This window comes from Robinsoniella sp. (assembly GCF_034124845.1).
This window is the reverse complement of the sequence record NZ_JAWYAJ010000209.1, coordinates 13,903-32,447: the sequence shown is the minus strand read 5'-3', so window position 1 is coordinate 32,447 and position 18,545 is coordinate 13,903. Positions and strand designations below refer to the sequence as shown.

Annotated in this window: 14 protein-coding genes; 13 read left to right on the top strand and 1 reads right to left on the bottom strand. The window is 41.3% G+C overall.

The window, feature by feature from the left end; all coding sequences use genetic code 11:
- The first annotated feature begins 8 nt into the window (after positions 1-8).
- From ACH2DQ_RS09915 to ACH2DQ_RS09900, 4 genes are all read left to right on the top strand, one after another.
- Entirely contained in the window at positions 9-1,544 is a 1,536-nt protein-coding gene (locus tag ACH2DQ_RS09915; RefSeq protein WP_394910890.1) for an amino acid adenylation domain-containing protein, read from the top strand.
- On the top strand, positions 1,537-1,770 hold the full coding sequence (locus tag ACH2DQ_RS09910; protein ID WP_394910891.1) for an acyl carrier protein: 234 nt from the start codon (positions 1,537-1,539) through the stop codon (positions 1,768-1,770). Before ACH2DQ_RS09915 ends, ACH2DQ_RS09910 begins: the two co-directional genes overlap by 8 nt.
- 12 nt (positions 1,771-1,782) lie before the next feature.
- The gene (locus ACH2DQ_RS09905; RefSeq protein ID WP_394910892.1) at positions 1,783-3,372 is read left to right on the top strand and encodes an MBOAT family O-acyltransferase; all 1,590 of its coding nucleotides are present in this window, start codon (positions 1,783-1,785) and stop codon (positions 3,370-3,372) included.
- An 83-nt stretch (positions 3,373-3,455) separates the two neighbouring features.
- Entirely contained in the window at positions 3,456-4,445 is a 990-nt protein-coding gene (locus tag ACH2DQ_RS09900) for a hypothetical protein (protein ID WP_394910893.1), read from the top strand.
- A 38-nt stretch (positions 4,446-4,483) separates the two neighbouring features.
- On the opposite strand, the gene ACH2DQ_RS09895 is transcribed toward ACH2DQ_RS09900, so the two are convergent.
- Positions 4,484-5,614 (bottom strand): DUF362 domain-containing protein, encoded by a 1,131-nt coding sequence (locus ACH2DQ_RS09895; protein ID WP_394910894.1) that lies wholly within the window; start codon positions 5,612-5,614, stop codon positions 4,484-4,486.
- A 358-nt stretch (positions 5,615-5,972) separates the two neighbouring features.
- On the opposite strand from ACH2DQ_RS09895, the gene ACH2DQ_RS09890 reads away from it, so the two are divergent.
- From ACH2DQ_RS09890 to ACH2DQ_RS09850, 9 genes are all read left to right on the top strand, one after another.
- Positions 5,973-6,956 (top strand): LacI family DNA-binding transcriptional regulator, encoded by a 984-nt coding sequence (locus tag ACH2DQ_RS09890; RefSeq protein WP_394910895.1) that lies wholly within the window; start codon positions 5,973-5,975, stop codon positions 6,954-6,956.
- 22 nt (positions 6,957-6,978) lie between these two features.
- Positions 6,979-8,361, top strand: coding sequence for a 6-phospho-beta-glucosidase (locus ACH2DQ_RS09885; protein ID WP_394910896.1), 1,383 nt, complete (start codon positions 6,979-6,981; stop codon positions 8,359-8,361).
- Between the two features lies 1 nt (position 8,362).
- Positions 8,363-9,271 carry a carbohydrate kinase family protein gene (locus ACH2DQ_RS09880; RefSeq protein ID WP_394910897.1) on the top strand — a complete coding sequence of 303 codons (909 nt, stop codon included), beginning with the start codon at positions 8,363-8,365 and terminating at the stop codon, positions 9,269-9,271.
- Positions 9,272-9,423: 152 nt separating this feature from the next.
- Positions 9,424-10,515 (top strand): KamA family radical SAM protein, encoded by a 1,092-nt coding sequence (locus ACH2DQ_RS09875; RefSeq protein ID WP_394910898.1) that lies wholly within the window; start codon positions 9,424-9,426, stop codon positions 10,513-10,515.
- A gap of 2,003 nt (positions 10,516-12,518) precedes the next feature.
- Complete coding sequence (locus ACH2DQ_RS09870) at positions 12,519-14,375, top strand: sensor histidine kinase (protein WP_394910899.1); 1,857 nt, start codon at positions 12,519-12,521, stop codon at positions 14,373-14,375.
- Positions 14,350-15,090 (top strand): response regulator, encoded by a 741-nt coding sequence (locus ACH2DQ_RS09865; RefSeq protein WP_394910900.1) that lies wholly within the window; start codon positions 14,350-14,352, stop codon positions 15,088-15,090. The genes ACH2DQ_RS09870 and ACH2DQ_RS09865 overlap by 26 nt, the downstream gene beginning before the upstream one ends.
- 158 nt (positions 15,091-15,248) lie before the next feature.
- Positions 15,249-16,658 (top strand): ABC transporter substrate-binding protein, encoded by a 1,410-nt coding sequence (locus ACH2DQ_RS09860; protein ID WP_394910901.1) that lies wholly within the window; start codon positions 15,249-15,251, stop codon positions 16,656-16,658.
- Between the two features lie 101 nt (positions 16,659-16,759).
- Complete coding sequence (locus ACH2DQ_RS09855; protein WP_394910902.1) at positions 16,760-17,653, top strand: carbohydrate ABC transporter permease; 894 nt, start codon at positions 16,760-16,762, stop codon at positions 17,651-17,653.
- 1 nt (position 17,654) lies between these two features.
- Complete coding sequence (locus ACH2DQ_RS09850) at positions 17,655-18,524, top strand: carbohydrate ABC transporter permease (RefSeq protein WP_394910903.1); 870 nt, start codon at positions 17,655-17,657, stop codon at positions 18,522-18,524.
- Positions 18,525-18,545: the final 21 nt, after the last annotated feature.

Genomic DNA, 18,545 nt, shown 5'->3' with positions numbered 1-18,545 from the left:
AATTATTTGTGAGAGAAAAAAATATATTACAGCTTTTTGAGGCGTCAGTGGAAAAGTATTTTGCAAAAGAAGTTTTTGCAGATGAAGACAGAAGCATTTCTTACAGCGAATTAAAAGACCGGGCAAGGAGAATTGGGAGTTGTCTTGGCAACTCCCATCTTCGGAATGCGCCTGTGGCAATTTATCTGGATAGAAGTGTTAAGAGCATGGAAGCACTTCTGGGAGTTGCGTACAGTGGGAATTTTTATACTATGATGGATATTCAGATGCCAAAGGACAGGCTAAAGGTGATTTTAGAGAACCTGCAACCCTTTGCCATATTAACGGACAGGGAGCATGAAGAAGCAGCCAGAGAACTTTTACCCCAGGGAGCTGTTATCATTTATGAAACGGCGGTGGAACAGGAAGAAAGCAGCTGGCTGTTAAAAGACATCAGAAGGGCTATGATCGAAACGGACCCGTTGTATGTGCTCTATACATCAGGATCTACCGGTGAGCCAAAGGGTGTGGTGGTAAGCCACGACAGCGTGATTGCCTATACAGATTGGGTAGTGGAGACTTTTGGAATCAACCAGGACACCGTTTTCGGCAGTCAGACGCCTTTTTATTTTAGTATGTCAGTGCTGGATATATTCAGTACGATCAGAAGCGGTGCAGCCATGCAGATTATACCGCGTAAACTTTTTTCGTTTCCCATGCAGCTGCTGGAATATTTAAGAGACAGAAAGGTAAATACCATTTACTGGGTACCATCTGCCCTTTGCCTTGTGGCAAACTGGAAAGCACTGGATTATATGCAGCTGCCGGATTTAAAGAAGGTGCTCTTTGCAGGAGAAGTAATGCCTATGAAGCAGTTAAATATCTGGAGGGCGCACATGCCGGATTTGTTATATGCCAATTTGTACGGACCTACGGAAATAACCGATATCTGTACGTATTATATGATAGACCGGGATTTTGATGACGAGGAAGTGCTGCCCATTGGCAAGGCATGTAATAACTGTGATATCCTGATTCTGAACGAAAAAGGAGAAAAAGTGCCTTATGGTGAGGAAGGAGAACTTTGCGTCAGAGGACCTTTTCTGGCAAAAGGTTATTACCGCAGCCCTGAAAAAACAAACAGCGTATTTGTGCAGAACCCGTGTAATAGCAGTTACCCCGAGCTGATTTACAAAACAGGGGATATTGTTAAATATAATGAACTGGGAGAATTGATGTATGTATCCCGCAAAGATTTTCAGATTAAACACATGGGGTGCCGCATAGAACTTGGAGAAATTGAAGCTGCGGCAGGCTCCCTGGAACATATCGACAACTGCGTATGCATCTATGACGAATGTGAAAAGAAAATAGTACTGGTTTATAAAGGAAAAAATGTGGACCAGAACATGATAATCAAAAAAATAAAAAATAAAGTTCCTTCCTATATGTATCCAGGACGATATATTTTGACTGAGAAGATGCCGGTAAACACGAATGGAAAGATTGACCGGAAGTGGCTGCAGAGAAATTATAAAAAATTAGGAGGCATGTACAATGGATGAAATACTAAAAATACTGGAAAAGATAAAACCCGGAGTGGATTTTAGAAAAGAAAAAAATCTGATTGAGGATCATATAATAGATTCCTTTGAAATGATTCAGCTGGTGTCTGAAATCAGTGATATTTACCAGATAGATATAACTCCGGCAGACATTTCCCCGGATAACTTCCGCTCTGTTGATAATATTTATGCATTTATCTCTTCATATCATCCAGCAAGGGTGTAGTGAGGGGATTCTATGGCTTACAACACCTATACATACATGCTGCTGTTTCTGACTGGGACCGGTATTCTTTATTATATGTTTCCCAAAAAAATCAGATGGACTGTTTTATTGGCAGCCAGTTATCTGTTTTACTATCTGTCCAGTGCAAAATTAATGGGTTTTCTAATGCTGTCTACGGTGGTTGTATATGGTACAGGCATGATACTCACCATATTGCAGGACGAATACCAGGATAAAATAGCGGATGCAGGACAGGCTGAACAGGAGGTTTGGCGCTTGCAGTTACAGAAAAGGAAACGTCTGGCTGCTGCGTGTGCCATTTTGTTCAACCTGGGTATTCTGGCATTTCTAAAATATTATAATTTTTTTGCATTAAATGTGAATCATATCCTGCAGGGGTTACATATAGAAGAAAGAATGACAGAACTGCGGGTTCTTCTACCGCTTGGAATCTCCTTTTATACCCTGTCGGCTATTGGTTATATCATTGATGTATACCGGGGCAAATACAGAGCAGATAAAAATCTGGGTCATCTGGCGCTTTTTCTGAGCTTTTTTGGGCAGATCGTGGAAGGGCCTATTGTCCGCTATGACCAAATGTCAGACGAACTTCTGAAAGGGCATTCCTTTCAGCCGAAAAATATATCATTTGGTGTACAGCGGATCGTATGGGGGCTATTTAAAAAAATTGTAATTGCAGACCGGCTGAATCTACTGGTAAATACTGTTTTTACTGCCTATCCCGATTATACCGGGCTTACAATTGCCACAGCAGTTCTGTGTTACACGATACAAATCTATTGTGAATTTTCCGGGTGTATGGATATGGTAATCGGCAGTGCCCAGCTTTTTGGCGTTCGGCTGCCGGAAAATTTTGAAAGGCCGTTTTTTTCTAAAAATGTATCTGAATTTTGGAGGAGATGGCATATTACACTTGGAGCCTGGTTCCGGGATTACATTTTCTATTCGGTATCTTTGTCCAAACGGGTGATGCGGCTGGGTAAATGGGGCAGGAAGCATCTTACTCCACATCTTGCCAAGCTGCTGCCTCCTGCCTGTGCTCTGTTTCCAGTGTGGCTGTGCAACGGATTTTGGCATGGTTCCAGCTGGAAATATGTATTTTACGGCATGTATTATTTTATGATTATTATGCTGGGGATGCTGGCGGAACCTCTGTTTCAGAAGCTTTGTACCTATATGCATCTAAATCGGAAAAGCCGGGGATTTCAATTTTGGCAGATTTTAAGAACATTCTTATTGGTTAATATTGGAATGCTGTTCTTCCGGGCAGTGAGTTTGAAGGTAGGGATTAAAATGTTCCTATCCATGTTCCGGGGATTTTCCCTGGCACCCTTAAGAGAGGGGGTCTTGCTGAATCTGGGAATGGATAAGATGGATTATGCAGCAGTGGGTTTTGGAATTTTAGTAGTGTTTGCTGTAAGTATTGCCCAGGAAAAAGGAGTACATATCAGAGAATGGATTTCCAGAAGGCACATAGCAGTCCGGTTTGCAATCTATTATGCAGCCGCCTTTTCGGTGCTTCTGCTGGGGGCTTACGGAATGGGGTATATTCCGGTTGACTTTATCTATGCCCAGTTTTAAAGAAGCATAGAACATAATTACTTTTACTAATTTAAATAGAAATAGAGCATTTTAATCATGCTCTAGCAGCAGGAGGAAACAAAATGGACATTAATAAACAGACACTACCGAAATGCGGTCTTCTTTTCCTGCTGAAACTGGCTGTATTTCTGGGAATTGCGGTGGTGCTGCTCACCGGTGCGTCCCAGGTCGTGAAGCCAAAGGATAATACCCCTGCCAGCGGAATCAAGGAACCGGAGACACGGGCAGTTTTTACGGAAAAGGAGAATTCCCTGGATGTAATAGCAATCGGCAACAGCGATATATATGCAGCTTACACACCCATGCAGTTGTGGAAGGATTATGGGCTTGCATCTTATGTCTGTGGAGAGCCGGGACAGCGTGTGTATGAGGCATATTATCTGCTGAAATCTGTACTGGAACACCAGACGCCCAGGGTAGTTGTATATGAAACCGACGAAATTTTTCAGAATGCAAGTCCGGCAAAGGAACGGGAAAAGGTAATTTTTGCAGGTCTGGCAGATAAATTCCCGGTGTTCCAATACCATAACCGATGGAAAATGTTAAAGGCTGAGGATTTCACGGGAAAAGTAAAGTATACGTTTGATAATTTCTGGAAGGGTTTCCGATATACCGATCACGTGGATGCGTATCTTGGCAAACGTTATATGCGCAAACGTAAGAAAATCACAACAATAGATCCCATTCCCCGGTATTATCTGGATAAGATTGTTGCCCTGTGCAGAGAGAAAGGAATTGAACTTTTATTTGTAGAAGTTCCTTCTGCAAATTCCTGGAATTTTAAGAGGCATCGTACAGTCGCCCAGTATGCCAAGGAAAATAAAATCCCCTTCCTGGACCTGAACAAGCCGGGAAAGGAGTATCAGGTGGACTGGATATCCGATACAAGGGACAAGGGTGATCACATGAACTACAACGGTGCCCGCAAGGTTACCGCTTATCTGGGAAAATATATGAAGGAAAATTATACGTTACCGGACAGACGGGAGGATCCTGCGTATGCAGACTGGAATGCAGATCTGCAAAAGTATGAAAAGGCGATACAGCAGTAAAATCCTAATCCTATCCTATAAAATTCTATTGCTATATCCTATCGTATAAACCCCTTGCGTATATCAATAGCTTTTACCGGGCACATTTCATGGCAGCAGTAACAGCGGATACAATTCCGGTATTGGATTTTTGCTTTCTTTGATTTAATCTGAATCGTCTTTTGGGGGCAGCTTTCCGCACATTTGCCGCAGCCAATGCACTTGGCAATTAAGATTACCGGTTTGGCTGAAAGGTAATGGAATACGAAAGAACGGACCGGACGGCGGATCATCGGAGGTAAAAACGTTGTAAAATCCAGGGATGACTCCCTGGGAACCCGAAAAGGTTTCAGATTGGGCAGCGCACCTATCAGGTTAAGCCGGTCAAAATCACCGCTGCACAGTCCCCGGGAAATGGATTCCTTTACGGTAAGTATGCTTTCCGGGGCAACACCGATGATTTTACACAGGCAGTAGTCCAGTTCATAGGGATTGTCGGATGCCAGAATAAGTCCCGTTTCTCTCAAAGTGCCGCCGGAGGGACCGTTTCCTTCCATTGCCTGTATGGCATCCACCAGAACAAAGCCGGGGCGGATGGTTTCACAGAGATCCACCAGCATGGAACAAAAAGGGGCCTTTTCCGGGAATCTGGCATGAAAGCCGGGCTTTGTAAGTCCGGGAATTGTACCAAACAAATTTTTGACAGCTCCGCTTAAACCGGTCATTGCGTGGGTTTTTAGTTTACAGATATCAATAATAAAGTCTGCATCGCAGACAGGTGTAATTATGGGAAACTGTTTTACCAGTTTTCCTTTTTTGTTGTCTAAATTCCGGGAAGAAGTATCCATATTCAGGGTAACGTTATGCCGTTGGCATACATCAGCCATGCCGGATGCGTGATAGATTCCTTTTAAGGCGGAAACCGTATAGGGTCCGCCAGGGCTGTCAGCCACTGTAATTTTCGTGATACCATTCGCTCTCAGCCATATAATAACGGCTTCTACGATGGAGGGATGAGTAGTGGTAAATTCGCCGGGAGTCCTTTTCATTAGAAGGTTTGGTTTTATCAGTACTTTGGTATCCGGTGAGAGTTTGGCAAGAAGGTTAAAACGTTCCAGATGTTCCTGTACCGCTTTATTTACGAGAGGCTGGTCATAAGAAGGGGTCTGTGTAATACTTATTTTGGTCATGAGGTGTTCCTTTCATCCATTGCCGCGAAGCTGATTTTGTCAGCAGGATGAGACATTGGAGTGTGATGGGCTGTTTTTTTATTATTATCGCTATTATATAGGAAAGTACGGAAAATGAAAAGGGTTTTTAAAAAGGGGTGCTTCACTGGATGACATTGGTAATGAATGAAAAATGGGAAACAAATAGGAAACAAATGAAACAAGATTGACTTTTGATTCAACTGGAATATAATAAATTTAACAGTAAAATGAATAAAAGCTGTTTATATAAGGAAACAGCAAACAGAACAATTAAACTAAAGGACACATGTTCGAAGTAGTTTTGAAGTAACAAAAGGAAACAAAAGGAGGGATATAAATGGCATTCACAGCAAGAGATGTAGCAAAAAAGGCAGGTGTTTCCCTTGCTACTGTATCCAGATATTTCAGCGGGGGAAAAGTGGTGAGTACGGAGCTGGCAAGAAAGATTGAAGATGCTGCTGAACAGCTTGGATATGAACATAAAGGGAGGCGTCATCGCAATTACGGTGTAATTGCTGTTTTAATCCCGGAGTTTCCACTTGAGTTTTTTTCGGAAGTGATGCGGGAGATTGTGGATCAGATGCCGAGATACGATTATCGAGTGGTTTTTATTCCGATCTTAGAGGGAAAAGACGATTACAAACAGTATTTTAATGAAATGAATATAGAAGGTGTTATTTATCTGGATGAAAATATCAGCGAAGATATCCTGAATTACATTGCATCTAAGAATATCAGGACCGTAATGTGCGGCGGCGCAACTCTTGACAGGCGCCTGGGAATGGTACATATTAATGATCTTGCGGCTGGATATGAAGGAACCCGCTATTTGCTGGAATTGGGGCACGAAAAACTTTTGTTCCTGTCTGACCGCAACAGGTCTATCAGCTCTGTCTTTCAGCGCCTGACCGGTGCAAAGCGGGCGATGGAAGAGAAAAATATACCTTTTGATGAGAGTAGTATGGTGCTGTTTGGTTCAGTGACCTATGATATGGGGTACCGCCTTGCCAAACAGGCGGTTGAATCAGGAAGGGAATTCACAGCAATTTTTGCATTCAGCGATGAGATGGCAGTGGGGGCAATGGCTGCGCTAAAGGCATGCGGTGTGGATGTTCCAAAGGATGTGTCGGTATTGGGATTTGATGATATCACAGCAGCGGGAAGGGCAGTGCCGCCCCTTACCACCATCCATCAGCCCATCCGGCAGTTTGTAACCAAATCACTGAATATGTTCTTGAATCTCTATGGAGAAGAAGAAAATATGGATATCACGCTGCCCTTTGATATTGTACAGAGAAATACCTGCCAAAAGAGGCAGTAATTATAAAATGGAGGATACGAAGATGAGCAAATCAGGAGCGAAAAAAATTACGGTTATAGGAGGAGGCGGTGTACGGTCGATGTTTCTGGCGAAAAGCCTGGTACAGCAAGCCAAAAAACTGGGATTTACAGAGATTGTATTTATGGACAACAATGAAAGAAAATTAAATATCTATGGAAAAATGGCAGCTCAGGTTGCCAGGCGGATTGATGATACGGTAAACTTTTCTCTGACATCAGACCCGGTGGAAGCGGTCAAAGATGCGGACTATATCATTACCACCATACGTGTGGGTGAAGATGAAATGCGGATTCAGGATGAGCGGACGGCACTGGCACTTGGAATTCTGGGACAGGAGACAACAGGAGCTGCAGGATTTTCTTTTGCTATGCGTTCCATTCCGGCACTGGTTCAGTATTGTGAGCTGGCGAAAAAATATGCAAGTCCCCAGGTGAAGATTTTTAATTTTACAAATCCAGCCGGGGTTGTGTCACAGACACTGCGGGATATGGGATTTGATTTTACTTACGGAATCTGCGATGCACCCAGCAGTCTGCTTCATTCCTTTGCACAGATGTACGGTGTAAGCACAGACCTGATCACGGGAGAATGCTATGGCTTAAATCATCTTTCCTTTTTTAAAAGCATTAAGCTGGATGGAAAAGAAATTATGCCGGAACTGCTTCAGAAAGACGAGATTTACGAAAATACAGAAATGCGGTTTTTCCATAAGGAACTGGTAGAACACGTGGGATGTATTCTAAATGAATACCTCTACTACTTCTATTACCGGGAAGAGGCGGTTCAGAATATTTTAAATGCAAAAGTAACAAGAGGAGAAGTAATCCGGGATGTGAATATCCATATGACGGAAGAGCTTTCCAGGATGGATATCGAAAATAATTTTGACGAATGCCTGAAGGTATTTGAAAAGTGGTACGGCAAAAGGGAAGCGGCATATATGGCAAATGAGACAGGGATAGACAGTAAAAAGCCTCCTTATCATTTTGATATTTATACAAAGGACAGCGGCGGATATGCAGGTGTTGCGCTGAAATTTATTGAATCGGAACTGGGACAGGAGGAGAAAGAAATGATTCTCTGTGTGCCAAATAATGGGGCAATCAAAGGACTTGAGGATACCGACGTGGTAGAAATCAGCTGTACGATCAAAGACGGAAATTATTACCCCCATGAGATTGAACCGGAGCGCATTCCCATGGAAATGATACGCAGAGTCAAGATGTATGAACGGCTGGCATCCGAGGCAATCAGGGAAAAGAGTATTGAAAAAGCGATCGATTGCCTGATGGTGCACCCACTGGTCAACTCTTATACCTTTGCAAGGAAGTTAGCATATGAATATATGAAAATAAATGAAGCATATATGAAAGGATGGAGCTGATATGGAATTTGCAGCAGGTGTGGGATATGTAAATCTGGATCTACTGTATCTGGGAGTGGGACATCTTCCAAAAGAGGGAGAAGAGGTTTATGCAAAAAGCCTGGATATTCAGCTGGGCGGTGGTGTTCCCGCAACCATGATTACACTGTCCAGACTGGGCGTTGCTTCTAAGATTGCAACTTTTCTGGGAGAAGATGTATTTTCCGGGTATGCAGCAAAGCTGCTGGATGCCTGCGGTGTCTCCTATGCAAATCTCTACCGTGGAAACGGCATTCCGGTAGCAGTAACATCTGTTATGATCACGGAAGGTGACCGGACTTTTATGTCAGCACTGGACCGGGTGGAAATCACACGCGATATTCAGGAAGAAACGTACCAACAGCTGCGGGGAGCAAAAGTCATCGACATGCACGCAGGATTCCTGGATGCCTATAAACGTCTGAAAGCGGAAGGGGCTGTTCTGGTATTTGATGTGGGCTGGGATGAAGGACTTTCCATAGAGAAATACAGAGAGTATCTGGAGCTTGCTGACTTTTTCACACCGAACCAGAAAGAGGCATTAAAAATTACGGGAAAAGACAATGTAGAAGAAGCAGCGGTGGAACTGGGCAGATTTTTTCCGGAGGTTATAATCAAACTGGACAGCGCAGGCTGCCTGTACTGGAAAAACGGGGAAAGCACGGTCATTCCACCCATGGAAAATGTAAATAAAATAGACTCCACAGGTGCCGGTGATGCATTTATGGCAGGTTTTATCTATGGGCTTTATCATGACTGCAGTGCAACAGACAGCATCATATATGGTAACGTAACAGGCGGAACCTGTGTGGAAGGAGTGGGATGTCTTACAAAATATGTCACTGAAAAGGAGCTGCTGGAGAAAGCAGAAGAGATCAAAAAACGCCTTTAACGGCTGATTATCATACAAATTCCGGGGCATTAAAATTGTGTTAAGACTTTTTATGCAAAAAAAATGGATAAAAAATGGGATTTTTTGTAGGAAAATCCCAAAAAGTCTGTTATAATAGTTTACATAAAAATCTAAACATGGGGGTGCACAAAATGAACAATTGGAAGAAACTGTTAAAGAACAACATCACCACTGCAAAGGAGTTAAAAGAGGTCCTTAAATTGTCAAAGGAAGAAGTAATCAAAATGGAGGAAATACTGGAGCACTATCCAATGTCTGTGCCATTGTATTACTTTTCTCTTATCAATGCAGATGATCCGGATGACCCAATTCGAAAGATGTGCATCCCCAATATCCGTGAAACGGATCTGGGAGGGAGTTTTGATACCAGCGGGGAAGCAAGCAATACCGTAATCGTAGGTATGCAGCATAAATACAGGGAAACAGCATTGATTCTATCCACGAACCAATGTGCCATGTATTGCAGGCATTGTTTCCGGAAACGGCTGGTGGGTCTGTCAGATGAAGAAATCGCCAGTCACTTTGACGAAATGATGCAGTACATACAGGAACATTCTCAGATCAGCAATGTCTTGATCTCCGGTGGAGATGCCTTTTTAAACGACGATGAAGTAATCAAAAAATATCTGCACAGCCTGAGCAAAATCGAACATCTTGACTGTATCCGCTTTGGAACCAGAACGCCGGTAACATTTCCGGACAGGATTCTGGAAGATCCTGATTTAATTAATATCTTGCGCACTTATAGTGTAAAAAAACAAATCTATGTGGTGACACATTTCAATCATCCCAATGAAATTACTGAGAAATCAAAAGCAGCAGTCAGAAGTTTAATTGCTGCGGGAATTATTGTCCGGAATCAAACCGTTTTAATCAGGGGAGTAAACGATGATCCAATGACCCTTGGAACTCTTTTAAAATATCTGACACGTATCGGCATAGTGCCCTATTACGTATTCCAATGCCGTCCGGTGACCGGAGTGAAGTCTCAGTTTCAGGTACCTTTAAAACGGGGCTGTGAAATTGTAGATCAGGCAAAAAATATGCAGAGTGGACTTGGAAAATGTATTCGTTACGTTTTATCCCATGAAACTGGAAAAATTGAGATTCTGGGCAGTCTGAACGACGGGGAAATGCTGTTTAAATATCATCAGGCAAAGGATGAAGAGGATTCTGAACGAATCTTTATCAAAAAACTGGATGATGGGCAGTGCTGGCTGTAAGAAGCAGTTCAGAGTAATAATGAAGGCAGGAAGGAAAACGGGAATTGTCAGTTCGTTTTCCTTCCTGCCTTAAAAAATGCTACCTTGGTCAGAAAATAATGCCTTATTTAAATGCTGCTATTTTATATATAAGTCATTTTCTGAAAATCATATGGAGAACGAGGATACTAGAACTACTTTTATCCGGGAGTTTATGCAACAGAAGAAAATCCGTCTCCTCCAATTTGAAGACTTTAGTGTGGCCACATCTGCGTTGGCATAAAAAACATTATCTTTATGGCAAACGAATACAAATAGAATTTATGCTGAAAAGGATCGACAGATTGTCAATAACAATAGCAGGTGTCAGGATATCTACATTTGCCCAACATTAATCATTTGTATGGGTGGGAGCGCATAAATGCACCAAGTATCAGAGATATCAATTCCAGTTTGATTTCGTCCTACTACATTATGTGGTTTATCTCCCGGCTCTTTTTAGACGGCTCACGTCGGGGAGGCGCTAACAAGTTGTGTACATAGTTATCTAATTAATTTATTTCTATATAATAGATTCATTATGTCATCTTTTAAAATACCCTCATTTGACCATTCTAATTTATCTATTACTTGCTTATTTTTTATTATAAGTAAAACTGGCGTTTGACTAAAATTATAAATACCTTTAAATTTCTCATCTTTTTAAATCTTCTGATCTATATTTCTTAACATTTATATATTTAAATGTAGCGTTTAATTGATATTTATTTAATACACTATAAAACAATGGTTCGAAAAAATTGCAATCATTACAATCAGGTCTTCCAATATATTATCAATTTTTTTTCATTGCATATTCACCTTATATTTGTAGTATATGATTGCGGTAGATATTTAGATTCCCTACCGCAATCATTATGTAGAGTATTATGATATATATTTTTACAACTTTTTTCTAAAAAGATAAATGAGTGAACATAATATTAAGTCAAGAATTATTATCATAACTTTATACTGTAATTTTATACCTGAAGGGATAAAATTTAAAAGCACAATTATAATTAGACAGCTTAATGTTAAATACTCAAATGATTTTTTGTTTTTCACTAGCTACCGTTCCTTATTTTTTTATTAATAGGTAAAACTAACAGGGTCTATTACATAATCATACATCGGGTCTCCACCTACATAGCCTCTATTTACACAATGAGTTTGATAAGTTATATATGCGGTGCTTGCACTTGAGTCAAGGAAATTTTTGAGATATCTTTTATAATTAGAATCTCCACAATTAAAAATTGTTTTTAGATGCCGATATGATAACAGTTATAAATAAAGAATTCAATAGATTTTGATTACTTGGTTAATAATCATGTCTAGATGGTTAATTATTCTAATATATTGTGATAAAAAACAAAAAAATATTAATCAAAATACATGTCGTTTATTAAAGTTTGTGATAACTTAAAAGTATATGTTTTACAAAGTAAAAGAAGTAGATTCTATATTTTGTTTCTATTTTTATTTTTAAAACCGCTGTATGAATTATTGCTATGTCGAAATTTTCCACAATTATCTTAAAAAAAGACAATCAGTCTTCAGAAACTGTTTGAAGTTTACGATTTAAAGATTAGACAAAAAAATAGTATTATCTTTTTGCATTTTCTTCAAGAACTAATTGGCTGGTTTTATTATTAATTTTATCAATTGTAACTGCGGTATGCTTTTGTCTTATGTTATAGTCCTATAATGGCCTGTATAATTGTAAACTATATTTGAAAATTGAATTAGAAACAAGACACACTACCGTTTTTAGTGTATACTGATTCTTGTAGGTATTCGTTTAAAAAAGGATACTTTTATTTGCAGAAATGGATTCAAGAAGAACGAGCTAAAATTTGGTTTCAAAGTGTTATTAATTCTGTTATGTTAGAGGAAGTTATAAGATCTAGTGGGATATCTGTGTGCGATTTTATGTATTTATTAATCTATAATTTGGGAAGTACCGAAAGGAGATTTCTGTTATGAAACTACGAAATATCTGTAAACGGGTTCGGGTATATTGCCGCTCCCATATGTGGTGTTCTTTTGCCGCAGCCATCTGCTTTGCAGTTATGCTGGTGGTGGTTGTCATGCAGTATTATCTGAAAAATGAATATGTGAAGTATCTGGTTGACAGCACCTACGATACAGAAAAAATGTTATTGACCTCCGTTAACCAGAATATCAAGAATCAGATGGATGATTTTATTAAGATTGGTTCGGAAATTGCTGTGGATGATACAAATGCGAATTTGATCAACGAGTACAGCACGAATCCTGAAAATATTGCACGCAACACCAAAGATCTGAAGAATCTCCTTGCCAATTATGCCAGATACTCCCAGTACATAGCGGCTATCGCCATTGCGTCGAAGGATGGGCTTGTCTACCAGTATGAACGCAATGAAAATACAATTAATGTGGTGAATATCTGGAATAAGGACAATAACAACATACTGGTTGATACTTTCATAGAGGTTAATGAAATATCAAAAAGCATGGTTCTGCCCAGATATCAGGTAATCACCACCCCAAGTGAACATCCGGGAGATGCATCAAAGCAGTTTATACATATTGCTTATCCGGTAAGAGGAAAACACTTTTACCAGGATATAGAATACATCATGATTGTTACGTTTAAAAGGGATGTATTGGACAACCTGATCGGTCAGCTGAGCGGAAGCAAGGATGATGTGGCGCAGGGGTTTATCTCTGCTAAGTCAGGAGAAATATTGTATCATACTAACAGTCAGCACAATGGAATGAAAATGGATGAGTATATAAATGAACAGCATCTGACACACTTAAGTACACCGGTCGGTGTATTTGACTGGAATTTGAACATTGCCATTAATAAAAATGCATTGCAGGCAAAGGTGAACGAAATGTATACCAAAGCAATTGTCCTTTATGCCCTGGTGATTATAGGCATTCTACTGATCCTGTTCTGGGTGACCCAAAGAATATTAAAGCCGGTGGATACCATTAACCGTTCCATTAAAAATGTAAAGCAGGGAAATATGCAGGAGCGCATAGAGATTAAGGGCACCCATGAGATCTGGCAGCTTGCCAATGAATACAATGAAATGATGCATGCCATCAGGAAGATGAACCGTCAGGTGGAAGGACAGCATCTGGAAGTGGTGGAATCTCTGAAAATGAAACAGAGGGCGGAGCGGGAAGCACTGGAGTCCCAGATCAATGCACATTTTATCTGCAATACCTTGAATGCCATTAATTATGAGGCAATCGAAAGCGGGAACTATAAGGTCTCCACGCTGCTGAAAAAGCTGTCTAATATTTTACGTTATACCTTTGATCAAAAGCATCAGAATGTCTATATGTATCAGGAGATTACCTGGATTGAGCAATATCTGTATCTGCAGAAGGAACGGCTGGAAAATGTATTTGATTACACCATAGAGTTTGATCATGAATATGACCAGTGGCCGTGCAGGAAGCTGATGCTTCAGCCCTTTGTGGAAAATTCCATACTGCATGGATTCGAGGGCCGGGAAGAAGGAGGATTTATCCATATAACAGGTACCGGAATGGGTGAGTACCTCTGCTTATCTATTGAAGATAATGGCATAGGAATGACAAGAGAAAGGGAGCAGATCATACAGGAGGTGCTGGCTAACCCGGTGGTATCTAAAGAAAAAGAGGTGGGTATTGGAATATCCAATGTGGTGACACGCATGAAAATGTACTATGGAAATAAGCTTCGGGTTTCCCTTGAGACATCTTACCAAAAGGGATGCAGATTTACGTTTTACATTCCAAAACCACATAGCATACAGGAGGAGGTAACATATGAGAATTATGATTGTCGAGGATGAGCAAAGGGCAAGAAGAGGACTGCGGTATCTTATTACCACGATTTCGGATGAATATGAGATTGTAGCGGAAGCATCCGACGGAAAGCAGGCGCTGGAGCTGATACACATTCTAAAGCCTGAAATCGTGTTTACCGATCTTAAAATGCCCTATATGGATGGACTATCTCTGATCAGAGCCGTACATGCAATGGAGATTTCTACGCAGTTTGTTATTATAAGTGCCTATGAAGAATTTGATGTGGCAAGGCAGGCAATTTCACTGGAAGTACAGGATTATCTGATCAAACCTGTTACCTATGAGGATGTGGAAGATCTGCTGGCGCGTCTTTCTAAAAAGGACAAGCTGTATCTGGAAGATGGAATCAAGGATCTCCAGGAAAAATATCCCGGTGCTCATCCCCTGGTTATTAAAGCATTAAATATAATAGAAAAGAGCTATGCTGCCAAAATAAGCCAAAAGGATCTGGCGGAAGACCTGGGAATGACCCAGGAGTATTTCTGCTATCTCTTCAATAAAGAAATCGGAGTGACATTTTCAAAATTTCTGAAGCACTACCGGATAGAGGTGGCAAAAGGACTGCTGGTAAATAAGGGAATGCCAAAGGAAGAAGTACCCTATCACGTAGGCTTTTCAGATCCGAAATATTTCAATAAAGTATTTCGCGAGGTGGAAGGCGCCAGTGTTGCTGAGTTTCTGAAATCCCGTGCCAAATAGAAATATACGGATACTGCTGCCTGTTTCTTAAAATTTTCCTCCAATCTTAAAATTGTATCTTAAAATCGTATCCCAATTCTTAAAATATTAAGTTTATCATTTAAACTAATATTATTATAATTAGAACATCTTAAATACGATAAAGGAGGAAACAAACTATGAAAAAGAGGTATCAGAGATTGGCTGCGGCAGCATTAGCAGGAATGATGATTACGGGGCTTGTGAGTGGCTGCGGCAGTTCTTCAGCAGAAAATCCTGCTGGGGAAAAAGGCACAGATGCAGCGTCAACTGCCCGGACCACAGAAGCAGCGGCTGGCACAACGGCACAGGATACAGGGACACAGGATACAGAGCCGCAGGATGCGGCTGCCAGTGCAAGGAAACCGGCATCTAACGGGGGTAAAGAGGTTACCCTATGGCATTACTTTGAACATGAGGCGCCGATACTGGAAAAAATGGTGGAAGAGTATAACTCCATGCAGAGTGACATCAATATTGTGTGTACGTATATATCACGTGAAGAACTGATGAAACAATACACAATAGGTGCTGTTTCCGGTGAGCTTCCGGATATTGGAATGGTGGATTCACCGGATATGGCTTCCTACATATCATTGGGTGTATTTGAGGATATTACCGGTCAAATGAAAGACTGGAAGGATTTGGAGCAGTTTTATCCAGGTCCTCTTAGCAGCTGTAAGGATGCGGATGGTAATATTTATGGAATCCCCAATAACTCCAACTGTCTGGCAATTGCTTATAATGTGGATCTGTTAAAAGCAGCAGGATTTGATAAAGCGCCGGAGACCTGGGACGAGTTTGAAGAGGTCTGTGCCAAAACTACAAACGCGGCAGATGGGGTATATGGTTTTGCAATGTCTGCAATCGGTACGGAGGAGGGAACTTTCCAGTTTATCCCCTGGCTGTATTCGGCTGGTGCTGATGTGGGTTCCACTGATTCGCCGGAAGCCGCAAGGGCACTTGACTATCTGGCTGGTCTGGTAAACAAAGGTTACATGAGTAAGGAAGTGGTGAACTGGTCCCAGTCGGATTCTTATAACGCATTTTGTGCCGGAAAAGCAGCTATGCTGGAATCCGGAACCTGGCAGCTCGCCCAGTTTGACGAAGGAATTAAGGGCGCATTTGAGTATAAGATTGCTTTGCTGCCAAAGGATAAGAAGTTTGCTTCCGTTATCGGCGGTGAGAACTTCGGTGTATGTGCCGGAAGTGAAGAAAAAGAAGCCTGCGTTGAATTTTTAAAATGGATGACCAGCGCACAGAATAATGCAGCCTGGTGTGAAGGTGCAGGAAAGTTCCCGGTACGTGAGGATTCCGTGGCACTGAATACCACCTGGTCAGATGACGAAAGATTTGCAGTGTTCAGCGATGAAATGAATTATGCGGTAGCAAGAGGCCCTCACGAGTCCTGGCCTACTATTTCCGAAGCATTATATACGGCTGAACAATCAGCCCTCCTTGGAAATAAGACCGGCGAAGAAGCCATGAAAGAAGCAGCAGCAGTCATTAATCCAATCCTTCAGGAGACACCAATCGCCGCACAGGAATAGTCAGGCGGCTGGATATTGGGAAAGGACGGGATAAGGGCGTGTCTGAAATTCAAACACGCTCTGAATCGCCCGCTCTGACGTAGAAAGGAAGTGGATGATTTATGAAAATGAACATGGCTAAGAAGAAACGCTTTGAGGGTTATACCTTTATAATGCCTGGATTTCTCTATATGATTCTCATTTTGGGATATCCCTTAATCTATAACTTTATACTCAGCTTTAAGAATACGAATATTAAAAATTTTAAGTCCGGTGCTTCTGTATTTGTGGGACTGGAGAATTATATGCAGCTATTTAAGGATCCTACATTCCAGCTGGTAATCAGGAATACTTTTATTTTCACCATCGCCTGTCTGGTGGTACAGTTTACCATTGGTTTTCTGTTTGCAATGTTCTTTTCTAAAAAGTTTACTTTTGCGGGACCGATCCGCGGACTCGTATTAATTGGCTATATGATGCCGATGTCTGTCACTGCACTGCTGGGTAAAAATATGTTTGGCGTGACAGAGGGAGTCATCAATAACCTGTTGATGAAGCTGGGTGTAATACATACTCCGGTAGAGTGGCTGGTTAGCACCAGTACGGCATTGATTGCAGTGATTGCAGTGAACTGCTGGGTTGGTATTCCATTTAATATGCTTCTTCTAACCTCCGGTTTGACGGGAATATCGGATGATATCTATGAAAGTGCTTCAATGGACGGAGCCAATAAATTACAGCGGTTTCTGCATATTACACTGCCGCTTATGAAACCGGCTATTTTATCCGTCCTGATGCTGGGATTTATCTATACATTTAAAGCCTTTGACTTAATGTTTGTTATGACGGCGGGAGGACCTTTAAATTCCACCGATGTACTGGGCACCTATTCCTATACCCAGTCATTTACACAGTATGAATTTTCAAAAGGGGCGGCATCGGCGATGATCCTGTTTGGCTGTTTATTTATTATCGGTTTGATCTACCTGAGACTTACTGCAAAGGAGGACGATTAGTATGAATGAAAAGTCAAAAACCTCTGGTTTTCATATGTTCCGGTATAAATCTGTTCGGGTTAATGTCATTTACTGTATCATTTCTGTGCTGATTGCAATTGTTTTTCTATTCCCCATTTACTGGCTGATCAGTATGTCCTTTAAGACAGACATGGAGTCTTTTGGAAAGCTGGTGACCTATTATCCCCATCAGTTTACCTTCGATCCGTGGCTTCAGAATTTACAGGATAAGGATTTTCTGGCATCCCTGAAAAACAGTGCATGTATCGCTGTCTGTGCCATGTGTATATCATTGGTGTTCGGTGTTCCGGCAGCATATGGAATGGGCAGGTATAAGGTGCCGGGGCAGAAAGGGTTCTTATTAACCTTTTTAGTGACCCAGATGCTTCCGGCATCTCTGATGCTGACGCCCATGTACCTGATATTCAATAAGATCGGCTTACTGGGAACCTATATCGGTCCGGCGCTAGCCATAGCATCCGGTACGGTTCCATTTATAATTGTTACGTTAAGACCCTATTTTAAATCCATCCCTGCCTCTCTGGATGATGCGGCGCGTATAGACGGATGCGGAGTGTACAAATCCTTCTTTAAGATTATGCTGCCTGCAATCAAGACCGGAGTCATCACAGTTGTGGTTATCTCCTTCTTAAACGGGTGGAATGATCTGGCATACTCCATGACCTTTAATGTAAAACCTGAGATGAGGCCTCTGACTGCGAACATATATAAATTCCAGAGTAAATACGGAACAAAATGGAACTGTATTATGGCATACGGGGCGATACTCGTTCTGCCGGTAGTGATTATATTTGTATTTTTACAGAAGTATATCGTTGGCGGTCTGACTGCAGGGGCTGTGAAGGAATAGGTGCAGCCGCATGGTAAAAGC